This is a genomic window from Vibrio sp. 1S139 (genome assembly GCF_041439475.1).
Classification (GTDB): domain Bacteria; phylum Pseudomonadota; class Gammaproteobacteria; order Enterobacterales; family Vibrionaceae; genus Vibrio; species Vibrio crassostreae_C.
The window spans coordinates 56262-71356 of record NZ_JBGOOD010000021.1 but is presented as its reverse complement, the minus strand read 5'-3'; the positions used below and the strand labels follow the sequence as shown (position 1 = coordinate 71356).

Annotated in this window: 1 protein-coding gene; it reads left to right on the top strand. The window is 45.0% G+C overall.

From position 1 onward, the window contains the following. The first annotated feature begins 154 nt into the window (after positions 1-154). Positions 155-15019, top strand: coding sequence for a tandem-95 repeat protein (locus tag ACED46_RS09490; RefSeq protein WP_371721335.1), 14865 nt, complete (start codon positions 155-157; stop codon positions 15017-15019). The last annotated feature ends 76 nt before the right edge of the window (positions 15020-15095 follow it).

Genomic DNA, 15095 nt, shown 5'->3' with positions numbered 1-15095 from the left:
TACAAGAGTATGGTTCGCACTCGTTTTACTCTGCCGCGTAGCGGCTTCGTTCAACTAGGAGTTATGTGATGTTAAATGTTATATTTCGGCTAATATTATAAATAAGATGTCACAAAGTTGACGTGACAAGCGAAAATGGTTTTTAGGGGTTGATATGGACATTACAGCATTGAATTTGACCGGTGCTCTTGCATTGGGTCAGCGCATTGTTATTTCAGTTGATGGCACGGTTAGAGTACTCGAAGAGGGAGAGCCTCTACAGGCTGGAGATGTAACTCTTGAATCTCAAAATGGACCTCAGGTATCAGTTAAGCGTTTTTCACCTGAAGACGGTGAAGTTGAACTAGACCAGAATATCGCAAATATTTTTGCCGCATTAGAAGAAGGTGAAGACCCTACTGAGTTAGGAGATGAGTTCGCTACCGCTGCTGGTCAAAATGGTTCTAGCTTGGCAACTAGTGGGACTGTAGAGCGAGACGGTGAAGAAACGATCCCAGCAACCGAATTTATAACAACGGGATTTGAAGCGCTGGGCATGTCGCGAACTCAAAGCCTGAGCCTTCTAGATCAATTCCGTTTCGCACAACAAGAGCCAATCTTTGTAGACCTTTCTTTTAGCGCGCTTGAAGATGCACTAAGTGCATCTGTTCCAGAAGATACTTTGTTAAGCGGCCAGTTAACTGCGACCGATGCAAATAATGACCTTCTTACCTTCTCAGTTGAATCGGGCCCTTCTAACGGTAGCCTTACCCTAAATGAAGATGGCTCTTGGCAATACACTCCAGATGCAAACTATAACGGTCCAGATAGCTTCCAAGTTATCGTGACGGATGAAACTGGTCTGACAGACACGTTAACTGTCACAATTGATGTTACGCCAGTGAATGATGCGCCAGTAGCAGAGCCTAAGGACCGTTCCTTATTAGAGGACCAGGTTATTAGCGGTAGCATCAATGCTACGGATGTAGATCAACCTGTAGGTGAACCACTAGTGTTTACTACGGACACCTTAGTTGAAGGTCTAACTTTAAACGAAGACGGTAGTTATAAATTCGATGCGTCTTCTTATGGTTATCTATCCGAAGGTGAAGAACTAAAGATTGAAGTACCAGTCACAGTAACTGATGACCAAGGTGCAACTGATACAACAACGTTAACTATCACAGTCACAGGCACTAATGACCTTCCAATCGCAAACGCCGACACTAGTGCAGTGGAAGAAAACATCACAGTAACCGTTGATGTATTGGATAACGACACCGATTTAGACGATGGTGCTAAGTTCACTTTAGACAGTGTGAGCTCGGACAAAGGTCTGGTGACTATCGTTAATAACAAACTTGTGTTTGAAGCGACTGGCGAAGATTTTGATCACCTGCCAGTAGGTGTAACAGAGCAAGTCGTGGTGACGTACACGATGAGCGATGAAAGTGGCGAGCCGATCACATCGACCGCGACTATTACTGTCACCGGTACTAACGATCTCCCAATTGCCAATGCAGACTCTGGGGCGGTTCAAGAGAACAGCACCGTAACCGTTGATGTATTGGCTAACGACACCGATTTAGACGATGGTGCTAAGTTCACTTTAGACAGTGTGAGCTCGGACAAAGGTCTGGTGACTATCGTTAATAACAAACTTGTGTTTGAAGCGACTGGCGAAGATTTTGATCACCTGCCAGTAGGTGTAACAGAGCAAGTCGTGGTGACGTACACGATGAGCGATGAAAGTGGCGAGCCGATCACATCGACCGCGACTATTACTGTCACCGGTACTAACGACAGGCCAATCGCTCGCAATGACAGTGGGTCTATTAACGAGGATGCGACTTTAGCAGTAGATGCATCAATAGGGTTACTGAAAAATGATAGCGATATTGATGGCGATAACCTCGAAGTCATTGGTATTCGGACAGGTGCTGAAAATGCATCAAATAGCACAGCTGGAACTGTAGGATCTGGATTAACCGGTAGCTTTGGCACTCTGATTGTTAATGAAGACGGTAGTTACAACTACGTTGCTGATAATGCGGATAGCTTAAAAGCTGGTGAGCAGGTGTCTGAAACGTTCACTTATACGATAAGTGATGGTAAGGGGGGGATGGATACTGCGACCTTAACTATTACGGTCACTGGCACAAATGATGGACCAAAAGCAACTGATGATAGTTACAACGAAAGTAGCGAGACGTTACTTTTCTCCGAGTCATTTGAACAAATGATAAACACTGGCAGATGGACAGTTGTGACTGGTGATGATCTTGGCGACTGGAATGCGACCAACGGGCTAGAGGTTCAGCGTGATGGTCTAATTGCTGATGCAACTCATGGTGACTATCTTGCTGAACTCGACGCTCACAAAAACACTGAAATTTCAACGATTATAGACACTTCAGGTCAAGATAGTATTCGGGTTGAATTTGACTATAACCCTCGCCAAGATGGTAACTCGTCTTCTGATATGGTCTTTAAAATCGGTGACACCTCGGTCACGGTACATGCGGATGGGACCCTTTCCGGTGCTAATGGACTTGATATTCAAATAAGCCTACCAGATGCTAATGGTTGGTACCGTGTTACCGCCGAACTGGAGGTGCAAGCTGATAGTACGGAGTTAGCATTTGCAGGAGATGGTGCTTCAGATAGTCTTGGGGCTTTGATTGACAACGTTATTGTAACGGGGATCAACCAACCTGAGCTCGTTACGCGTGAAGATGAGCCTATTACGATCCCATTCGCAGAGTTGTTAGCGAATGATACTGATATCGATGGTGATGTTCTTTCAATTGTTGTTGGTTCAATAACGTCTGAGGTCAATGGCACATTATCGGTTGACTATGTAAACGAAACGATCACATTCACACCAGATCAAGACTACAACGGTGAGGCCACATTCCAATATACAGTCACTGATGGAAATGGTGGCGAAGACCAAGCGACAGTGACATTAAATATCACACCTGTAAACGACGCGCCCGAACTCAATGTCGATACCGGCGAGGTTGGTGAAGACGCAACTTTAACCGTTGGTGCTGGTAACGGTTTACTATCCAATGACTCCGATGTCGATGGCGACTCATTGAACGTCACGGGCATTTTGAACGGCATCACGGGCACCGCGACCGCCGTGGCAGGGAGTGGCGACACGGTGATCAGCAATGATTACGGCACATTGACCATTCGTGCTGACGGTAGTTACAGCTTTGTGGCGGACGGCAGCGATTCTCAAGCGTTGGCCACAGGAGCGACCGCGGAAGTGGTGTTCACCTACACCGCGAGCGACGGCACGGTCAACCAAACCAATACCTTAACCATTACCGTGACAGGCACCAACGATGCGCCTCAGTTAACCGCCGATGTGGGCGCGGTGAATGAAGACGCGACCTTAACGGTCAGTGCAGAACAAGGCGTTTTGGCCAATGACTCCGATGTCGATGGTGACTCATTGAACGTCACGGGTATTTTGAACGGTACCACGGGCACCGCGACCGCAGTGGCAGAGAGTGGCGATACGTTGATCAGCAATGATTACGGCACATTGACCATTCGTGCCGATGGCAGCTATAGCTTTGTGGCGGACGGCAGCGATTCTCAAGCGTTGGCCACAGGAGCGACCGCGGACGTGGTGTTCACCTACACCGCAAGCGATGGCACGGTCAATCAAACCAATACCTTAACCATTACCGTGACAGGCACCAACGACGGTCCAGTAGCGATTGATGACACATATGAAACTCATAGTGAGACGCTGCTCTTCTCTGAGTCCTTTGAAAACATGACAAACACAGGTCGTTGGACTGTAGTAACTGGCGACGAACTAGATGATTGGGAAGCAACAAATGGTCTAGAGATTCAGCGTGACGGTCTCATAGCTGAAGCGACAGACGGTGACTACCTCGCTGAGCTTGATGCTCATCAAAACACCGCGATCACAACAAATATTAATACGTCAGACCAAGATAGCGTGCGTGTTGAATTTGATTACAACCCTCGACGAGACGGTAATTCATCTTCTGACATGACGTTTAAAGTCGGTGACACGTTAGTTACTGTTCACGCCGATGGAGCTCTATCGGGTGCCGACGGACTTAATGTCCAAATAGGGCAACCTGACGCAAATGGTTGGTATAAGATCACGGCTGAGTTCGAAGTCCAAGGGGACGTTACGGACCTTACATTTGCAGGTGCTGGAGCTTCAGATAGCTATGGTGCGTTGTTAGATAACATTACAGTGACAGGTATTAATCAATCTAAACTTGTTACTGCTGAAGACACGTCTATCACGATTTCTTTTGATGAGTTGTTGGCGAATGATACTGACATTGATGGTGATGAGCTCTCAATTGTTGTCGGTTCAATTACCTCCGCGGCTAATGGTGAACTGTTTGTCGACTACACAGACAATACAATTACATTCACACCGGATACCGACTATAACGGTGAGGCAACTTTTAAATATAAAGTGACCGATGGGAACGGTGGGGAAGATGAAGCAGAAGTTACGCTTAATATCACTCCTGTGAACGATGCACCAGTGCTGACAGGCGATCTGTTGGGTGAAGTGGATGAAGAAGGCAGCTATACCATTACGGCTGAGGATCTGGGCTACACGGACGTTGATGATACTGTCACAGGTGTGAACTTCACTGTCGGCAACGCGAGCAACGGCACAATTTTAGTCGGCGGTGTTCCGTCGAACCATTTCACTGTGGCGCAGTTGGCGGCGGGTGAAGTGACGTTCAAACATGACGGCAGCGAAACCAAGTCGGCGTCGTTCGATGTGAATGTTGAAGACGGCAACGAAGATGGTAGCACACCGGTAGACAGCACTTTCAACTTGACGGTGACGCCAGTGAATGATGCGCCGGAGCTGACAGGCGATCTTGCGGCGGAAGTGGACGAGGCAGGCAGCTACACGATCTCGGCAGCTGACTTGGGTTATACAGACGTTGACGATACAGACACAGGCGTGACCTTCACGGTCGGCAACGCGAGCAACGGCACAATCTTAGTGAACGGCGTCGCGTCAAGCAGCTTCACGGTGGCGCAGTTGGCGGCGGGTAAAGTGACGTTTAAACATGACGGCAGCGAAACCACGTCGGCGTCTTTCGATATTAACGTTGAAGACGGCAACGAAGATGGCAGCACACCGGTAGACAGCACGTTCAACTTGACGGTGACGCCAGTGAATGATGCGCCGGAGCTGACAGGCGATCTGTTGGGTGAAATGGATGAAGCAGGCAGCTACACCATCACGGCGGCAGATCTTGGCTACACGGACGTTGACGATACGGACACAGGCGTGAGCTTCACGGTCAGCAACGTGAGTAACGGCACAATCTTAGTGAACGGCGTCGCGTCGAGCAGCTTTACGGTGGCGCAGTTGGCGACGGGTAAAGTGACGTTTAAACATGACGGCAGCGAAACCACGTCGGCGTCTTTCGATATTAACGTTGAAGACGGCAACGAAGATGGCAGCACACCGGTAGACAGCTCGTTCAACTTGACGGTGACGCCAGTCAACGATGCGCCTGTAGCCATTAGTGATTCTTACAAAAACGTTCAAGAAACCATATTGCTCACTGAGTCATTCGAAAATATGGCAAACCCAGCGGGTTGGGCGGTTGTTTCTAAAGACCCATCAGAGGTATGGGACTTTACTAATGGTATAGAGATTGAGCGAGACGGCTTAATTGTTGATGCTACCGACGGTGATTTTTACGCAGAGCTAGACCCACATAAAAACACGGTGATGACGACATCAATTGATACGTCGGATCAAGACTCTTTGAGGGTAGAGTTCGATTATAACCCTCGCCAAGACGGCAACTCGTCGTCTGATATGACTTTTACTGTTGGGAATACAACTATTACGCTGCATGCGGATGGAACAGTGACTGCTCCAGAAGGCATTTCTGTAACACTAGATGGTCCGGATAACAAAGGTTGGTATCAAGTAAATGCTGAGTTTGATGTTAGTAGTGATGCTACTTTAATCGCTTTTGCTGGTGCGGGTGAATCTGATTCGCTTGGTGCGTTTATCGATAACATTACAGTTACCGGAATAGATGCACCCAAACTCATAACGGAAGAAGATCAGGCTCTTACTATTAGTGGTAGTGAGCTGTTAGCCAATGATTTCGATGTTGATGGGGATGACATAACCATTTTTTCTGTCAACGCAACCGATGCTACAAACGGTTCTGTTCTGCTGATAGATGGCAATGTCGTGTTTGAACCTAACCAAGACTTCAATGGTGAAGCGACTTTCGAATACACCATTGTTGATACTCATGGTGAAAAAAGCACTACGACAGTGACCGTTAATGTCACACCAGTAAATGATGACCCTATCGCGAACGATGATTCAAGAGCGTTAGGTGATAACCTGATCGTCAATGGTAGCTTTGAAGACTATGAATCGGTATCAAATGCCGGTTGGGGTTCTCGAATCGACCAACTAGATGGTTGGTCCTACGATGCAAGAACTGGTGCTTTAGATTCAGTTCAAGAAGGCTATGCTGTTGATGAAACAGACGGCGATCGTATGATTGATATGGAAGGTAATGGTGACAATGTAACCCTTACTCAACAAATTCAAGGTGTAGAAAGCGGTACCTTATACCAACTGTCTTTTGATACGGCAATGTACGAAAGATTGCCGAGTGCTGAGCTTGAGGTCATTTGGAACGGCGAAGTTGTTGCTACGATCACCCCTGAAAGTAACATAATGCAAACCCAGTTATTGGAATTATTAGGTGGGAGTGGAGATGGTTCAAATACCCTTTCATTTAGAGAAGTTGGCACTGAAGGCGACAAGAGTGGGACTTATCTAGACAATATCAAATTTCAAGAAGTGATTAAAAATCTTCAGACACAAGAAGATGTAACTCTCGATATACCTAGTAGCGAGTTACTTTCGAATGACTCTGATGTTGATGGTGATACGTTAATCATTTTAGATAGTTTAGTGATTGATCCAACATACGGTCAGGTTGAGTTAGTTGAGCTACAAGATGGTTCTCAGACCGTTCGTTACACTCCAGCGGATGACTTCAATGGTATCGCTACGTTTACTTACACAGTTTCTGACGGTAAAGGTGGTACTGATTCCGCCGTGGTTACGATTAATGTCACTCCAGAAAATGATGCTCCAATATTTGTCAAAGATGGAGTGCCGATTGGCGATACTGATCAAATAAGTGTATCGACTAAAGAGGATAACTCTGTATCTGGTAAGGTTACTGCAACCGATATTGACGACACTGACCTGACTTACACGGTGAGCCAACCTACAAACGGTAGTGTTGAGATCGACCCTGAAACGGGCGAGTGGAAGTACACTCCGAACAACGAGTTTGATGGAGATGATTCATTTGTTGTTGCCGTGTCGGACGGTAACGGTGGTACAGATACGGTTGTAGTGAATGTTGATGTATTACCTGTTGCTGAGCTAACAGTTACTGCTGGCCAACCTGTGACAGAAGCAGAAGATGCTTTCTTATCATTTGAAATCAACCTAGATGAGCTTGTCTCTGAGAACGTTGGTCTTGCTCTTACACTAGGGTCGGCAGGGGATACTGCAACTAAAGGTGTCGATTACGAAGACAAGATCTACGTTAAAGATGGACAAGGTTATAAAGCGCTTTCAGATCAGGAGCTTGCCGATCTTATTATTGCTAGCGGCTCTGATAGCTTAGAAGTCTTCATCAAGGTTCTTGATGATAAATTGCTTGAGGGTGAAGAGACTGTAACTCTAAATGCTAGCTCAACTAGTGAGTTTGTTGAAAATGACAAACAGGACTCAGGTACAGCTAAGATTGTCGATGAGACAGACACAAACGACAAAGATACCGTTACAGTTGGGCTGACTGGTCCCGATTCAGTTATTGAGGGTGATAAGACAAGTCCATTTACGATTACGCTAAGTGAGCAAGTGCCTGAAGATAGTGTGGTTACTCTTCAGTACTCTTACACAAATGCGAGCAATGAAGATATTGTTGAAGTTATAACTGTAAACGTAGACGCAAATACAAATACAGCGACCTTTGAGATTCAAACTGAACAAGACAACGAATACGAAGTTGGACAAGAGTTTAACGTTAGTGTTGTATCCGTAACCCAAGATGGTACCGATGTATTTGAGAAGCTAGATACTTCTAGTGCTGATAAAAATGTAGCTATTGACGATAGCCATGATAACCCGCCAAAAGCTGAAGACTTCTCTATTTCTCTCAATGCAGATGGCTCTTCGCAAGTTATTTTCGATACCGGGATGGGGACTATCGAAGGTGATGGTACAGACCATATTTCTGATAATGAAGATGATAACGATAATGACGCAGATACAAATCTCGGCGTGATCATCACAGAGCTGCCTGATTCAGGAACTCTTTACTATGTCGATGGTAATAACAAGGTTGAAGTGGTAGTTGGGCAGACGTATGCAGATCCTAACAACATCGTTTATGAAGATGACCAAGAATCAACGGGCTTCTTCTTAGGTGTTGATGATACATCCACATTAGATAAAGGCCCTCATAGCACTGCAGAGTTCCATAACTGGGGTGATGAAGTAGATGCGTATACTCGCGAACTGAAGTTTGATAATGGTGATGTCGTCACCATTACCTCGGAAGGTCGAAATAACGTTGACGCTAAGCCTTTAGTGCAAAACAACAGTCAGCAAGGCCATATGGGTTTCGGTATTGCATCGACTAATCGCGGTATTCACCAAGACGAGGTGATCAACATTGATTTCTCTTCTCGTCCAGCGGACTCAGTAACGGTTGGTCTAAGTGGTTTGGGTGGTTGGTTTGCCCCAAATGCTGATGATAGTGTTCAATCAAGAGCTGAGATTACAGTCACCTTTGATTATGGTAATGGTGTCACAGAAGAACAAACCTTCCTTTATGATGACACCCACAATAATCAAAATGTCACGATTGTCGCTCCTGAAGGTGCTGAGATTGTTTCGGTGGAAGCAAGCACACAAGGACCAGGTAACTGGGAGCTGACTTCTCTTGAAGCTAAGGCGTCAGATTTATTCGAATACAAAGCGGTAGACAGTGATGGTAACGAAAGTGAAGTTAAGACAGTTACTATCGATAAGTCTGGTGACCTGAATGCGAATAACGATCCGCAAAGCTTCGAAGTTAAACTGGGTCAGTTCAGTGAAGACAACGACTCTCCATGGTCAGCCGAAGGCGCTGAGCTAAATGCTAGCTTCAATGGCCAAGATAAAGACTTCGCACACAGCGGCATTAAGATTGGTGTTGCCGGCAAAGTAGGTGGATTGGGTGCTCAGATTGAATATGATCGTGCAGAGCAGCAATCTGAGAAGTTTGAAATCAACTTAGATAGCCCTGCTACTCAGTTTACATTTTCAGTATCTAACTTGTTTAAAAACGAAGGTAATGACGGTGATTTCACTGATAACCATGAACAAGGCAGTTGGGTAGCGTACCTCAATGGCGTAGCGGTTGCAGGTGATACGTTTATTGCTGAAGACGGTAACAATAAAGGTACTTACGAAATAACACCGCTTGGTCCTGATGGTACTCCAATCGCGTTTGATACTGTGGTATTTGAAGCAACTGAGTATTCCAACCAAGCAACGAATGATAATGATGCGTCAGATTACTTCCTAACTGGTTTTAAAGCCTCTAGTGAAGGCGCGTATGCAGTGAATCAAGGCGGCATTCTTGAGATTCCAACATCGAAGCTTGCTGGCATTATCGGTTCTGAGCTTCTAAATAACGATATCGATTCAGATGGCGACAATCTACGTATTACCTATGTATACGGTGAAACGGAAGGTAATGCGTATATCAAAGACGGCATCGTATACTTTGATTTAACTGGCGATGATTTTGTCGGTGAAACAACGTTTAAATATCAGGTTACTGATGATAATGGCCAAATCGCGAGTGCTGAAGTTAATGTTATCGTCAACCCTTTACCGACTCCTTCTAGTGTTGCGTCTGTAGACCTGCTAGCAGACTCAGTAGTTGAAGGTGATGATCTTGGCTTTAAAGTAATTCTGGATTCAAGTGCACTTGTTGAGTCTGTATTGGACGTTACTTTTGGTAAGAACACGGATGCTGCGAATGATTCGGGTGAAGAAAAAGATCTCGACTTGAGTCAGGTTCGTTTTACTAATGGCGTCACCTATGATCAGCAAAGTGGAAAACTGATTGTCCCAATTGGAGTGAAGGACTTTGCAATCTTGATTCCGACAATTGATGACAGTCTCCATGAGATCGCTGAAACCTACACCGTGACTGTTGATGGTGAATCTGCAGTGGGCAGCATTACTGATAACGATGAAGCTCCAACTATCGATACAGTGAGCAACGCGGTTAATCCAAATAATGAACAAGTAATTGAAGGCGATGTAGCTGTCTTCACCGTGAACCTAGTTAGCACAAGCAGTCAAGAGACTCGATTCGATTGGTCGTTAAACTCCGGTTCAGCTGAGCTCGGTGATAACAAAGATTTCACCAACAACGTAGAGTTCACTGAGGGCGTGACGCTTGTTAATGGTCAGCTTGTTGTGCCTGCGGGAGTAACGTCGTTTGACATCAAGGTACCAACTAACGATGACGGCATTGATGAGTTAAATGAGAGTTTCACGCTCGAAGTGGGTGGCAAGCAAGGTATTGCAACGATCATCGATAATGATGAAGCACCGCAAGCACAGGACTCACATGTCATTGGCGATGAGGCACAAGCCCAAGGTTCATCGATTACGTTTGAGTGGGCCGATTTCAACGTTTCTGATGCAGATTCTAGTGAATTGTCGATTGTTATCACTAGTGCTCCAGGCGCGGGTGATATGTATCTGTACAACGAATCTACTGATGAATGGGTTCTGTTAAATACTGAAACGATTGGCACAGGAGTATCAGTAAGCCAAGAGCAGGTTGAACAAGGTTTCTTGATATTCAACCCAGTAAGCTATGAATCTAGTACGTCAATGTCTGATGAAGAGAATGTAGTAACTGGTAATAATCAACAAGATTATGCTGAGTTTAACTACCACAGTTCGGACGGCATCAACACCAGCTCTAGCACGACGATGTCGATTGATATTCGCCCTGATACGACGCTTGCCAAGTTAGTAGTAGATACACCAAATGTAGATTTAGATGAAGGTTTTAAGTTAGAGCAATGGGAGAACCTAGACTTTGATTACAACAATGGTAGCGGTGTCGCTCCGGACGTTGTTGAACAAGCTATCGAGTCTGCAGGTGCTGCCAACACTTCAGAAGTCACACAGACGCCAGACTTTGGCACTCAGAACTCTCCAGCTATCGAAAACATTTCGAGCAAACTTACTGGTTTGGTATTCCTAGTTGCTGGTGAGTCATACGTGTTTAGTGGTCATGCAGATGATTCATTTAGACTTGAAGTCGGTGGTGAAACCATGGCCTCTCAAACTTGGGGTGGAGGTGGTACCTATGAGTCTTCAGCCTTTGTACCATCGGCATCAGGTTGGTACACAATTACTGCATTCCACGACAACGAGGCTGGTCCAGGTAATGCCACTATCAGTGTCGCAGTTGGTGGCAATGAACCCGTAGACTTTAACACGGACAACTTTGATATTGTTCCTGATGTAAGTTCGCTTGAGGATAAAGTTAATATCGGGACACAGGTTGAACATGAATCCTTAGAGGGTGGTTATTACCCAGCGTTCGATATTAATGAAGGGCTGGAAGATACCTTTATCAATGTCTCTAAGATCACTACGCAGCTTGTTGATACCGATGGTTCAGAGACGTTGAGACTCGTCGTGTCTGGTTTACCTGAAGGTTCAATTGTTAAACTTGGAGATCAGGAGCTTGTTGTTAATGCTGATGGTGAAGTTGATATATCTGCTTGGTTAACATCAAATGGTACTGCCGAAACAGTGCTCGCTGATCTGATGATTCAGGTTGATGAGCCAGGCACTTATAGCGTTAAGGTTGAAGCTATTTCAGACGAGATTGTCGGCGATACCAGTGAGATTTCGAATGGGGCCTTCGAGCTAATTGTCCATCCAGTACCTGTTGGACCAGATGCTGAAAGTAAGGAAGCCTTTGGACAGGAAGATACTATTTTAGTGCTATCGATTGATGATTTTGGGATTGAGTCTGGCAACGATGTAGTGATAACTCATCAACCACTCGATGGAGCGTTGGTGATTAACCTTGGCACTGTTCAAGAGCCAAATTGGCAGCCACTAAACTCGACTCAGATTACTTCGGCTCAATTAACTTCAGGCGTGATAGGCTTTAATCCAGATGCTAACGAATCTGGTTATGACGGCTTCAATGTTGAAGGTGTAGGCAATAAATCGAATGACTACGCTGAAATTAAGTTCAAGGCTGTAAACGAGAATGGTACGTCAGAAGAACATACGCTTACGGTAGATATTACGCCTGTGGCTGATGCTCCTGTTGTTACTATTACTATTGGTGATTTGAAAACAATTCGAGTGGAACCTAGCTTCGATACATCTGACGAACAGGCCATTAAAGATCAATTTAATAATGGCACTCTACTAGAAATGGGTAACACGGGTAATATTGTTGAGGGACTCACCTCTAGTGGAGACGTGATTAATAACGCTGATACTACTGATGATCGTACTGACAAAGATGATTTGTTTATAGCGAAAGATCAGCGCAATCCAGATGATGTAGCATTGTCTCCCGTCCACTTTGTCGGTGATGTATCGGCGGGTACACAGGGAAGTGATACATTTATAGGAAGCGCTTATAACGACCACTTTGACGGAGGTATAGGCTCGATCGATGATCCTAACCAAGTGGACAGTGTTATTTATACAGGGGACATATCAGACTACGTTTTACGTTGGTTCCCTGCTGATGATCATAGTGAAGTTCCATATTGGATTGTTGAAGACAAACGTTTCATTGATACGGCCGACCAAGTAGGTGCTAGTGATAAAGAAGCTGGTGATCACCTTTATGAGATAGAGCAGATTGTATTCAAAGATACTATCGTGAGTTTGGACAATGAATCTGGCACTTATCAAATTCTAGAAGAGCAAGTTCTACCGATTGATGTGTCAGTTGCGCTTGTTGATGTCGATGGAAGCGAGACCTTAAGCGACAAAGTTGAACTAACCGGGATTCCTTCAGGGTTGAAGCTAGAAATAGATGGAGAGGTTGTAGAGCCAGTATCATCTGAGAATGGTGTTGCAACTTATGAGTTAGATATTGATGCTGCAGGTAACGTTCTTGGAGATGTACAGATTCGAGTACCTTTTGAGTACCAAGGCGACCTAGACTTTGAACTCAAGGCTACAGCAACTTCGGTTGAAGTGGATGGTACTTCGCAGGACAGTTATGCCACATCTTCTGCATCAGTCCGCAATCACAGTATATTAATGGGTGAAAGTGGATCTGATAACATCATTACTGATGAAAACAGTAACATTGTCATCGGCGATACATCAGGCTTGCAAATTATCCCAGGGCAGGATTACAACATCGCGTTTATTTTCGACACTTCCGGTAGTATGCAGGGTACGATTGCCGAAGCTAAGCCTGAATTGCAGGCGGCATTTGATAAGTTAGTTGAAAGTGCAGGCGGTGAAAACTCAGGTACTGTGAACGTGTTGCTAACACAATTTGAAACTAATGCGTCTCATGTCATTAGTATCGATTTGAGTTCAGCTAACCCTAAAACTCAGTTTGAGAACGCCCTCAACACGATAATTGATGACAACTCAGGACGAACCAACTATGAGGCTGGCTTCGATTCTGCGATAGACTGGTTTAATTCACTACCAGATAATGACGCGACTAATCATTCGTTCTTTATCACTGATGGTGAAATTAACCAAGCAACAGAGGATGATTTGGACGATGATGAACTTGATCAGTTCTGGATGTATGCGGATAAATCTAAGGGTGACGCTCTAAGCTTACAAGATATCCTTGGTTCCGATTTTGACCTAGCATCTTTGCAGCCATCAGGAAGCATAGAAGTAAATGGTGTTAAGGTTGTTGAATATGATAATGGTCATGGCCATAACCATGCGCACGTATATTCACCTTATCTAGATAACAATGGTAGTCGCGTTAGGCTTGGTACGTTGAAAATTGATGGTAATGAGCTTGTATTTAGGGATAAATACAGCGCTTCCGATACAGGCAGCAATAAGGTGACCCCACAAGCCGTTCACATGTTTAATATTTTAGCTGGTTTGTCTGCGGTACAGGCTATTGGCCTTGGTGGTAATGTCGACAAAGACACCTTAGAAATGTTTGATACAGACAAAGTGGTTGACCACAACATCAAAGTTGAAGACCTTGCTGAAGCAATCGCTGGAGATACGGTTCAGGCTGTTCCGGGAGAAGATACGATCACCGCACAAAGTGGTGATGACATATTGTTTGGTGATCAGCCAGTGCTGTTTGCTGATGACGGTTCGACAGAGCTAACGCTCCAAGAATATGTAGCTCAAAAACTCAGTTCGGGTTTAGCTGACGTTGATGCTAAGACGATTCATGATTACGTCACTAGTCACAAAGAAGAGTTCGGCACTGCGTCAGAAAATGATGCTGATGATGAATTGTCAGGTGGTGACGGTAACGATATCTTGTATGGTCAAGGTGGAGATGACACTTTAGATGGTGGCTTGGGTGACGACTTCTTATTTGGCGGAGAAGGCAGCGATACGTTGACCGGTGGGGAAGGAGCCGATTTATTCGCCTGGTTAGACAGAGACTTAGATGGAAGCGCTGATGTCATCAAAGACTTTGATGTGAATGAAGGCGATAAAATTGACCTTTCTGAACTATTTGAAGAGTTAGACTCAAGTGAAATCGATTCTCTTTTAGGTGATATTAAGGACTCAGTCTCATCTAATGGTAATGGTGGTTCTGTTGTTACCGTTACTAAAGGTGGTGATTCAGTATCGATTGAGTTTGAGGGAGTAGCGACGGATGACCTAGCCAACTACTTGTTTGACCAAAGTGGTCTAAAGTATACCGATGGGTAAATAAAAAGACCGAAGCATAAGCTTCGGTCTCTAGCCCAAACAGAAACCACCTTTGTGTAAGGTGGTTTTTATTTTT

Excerpts from the sequence above, each read along its gene's own strand:
- ACED46_RS09490 (WP_371721335.1), top strand. The coding sequence starts at position 155 with ATGGACATTACAGCATTGAATTTGACCGGTGCTCTTGCATTGGGTCAG.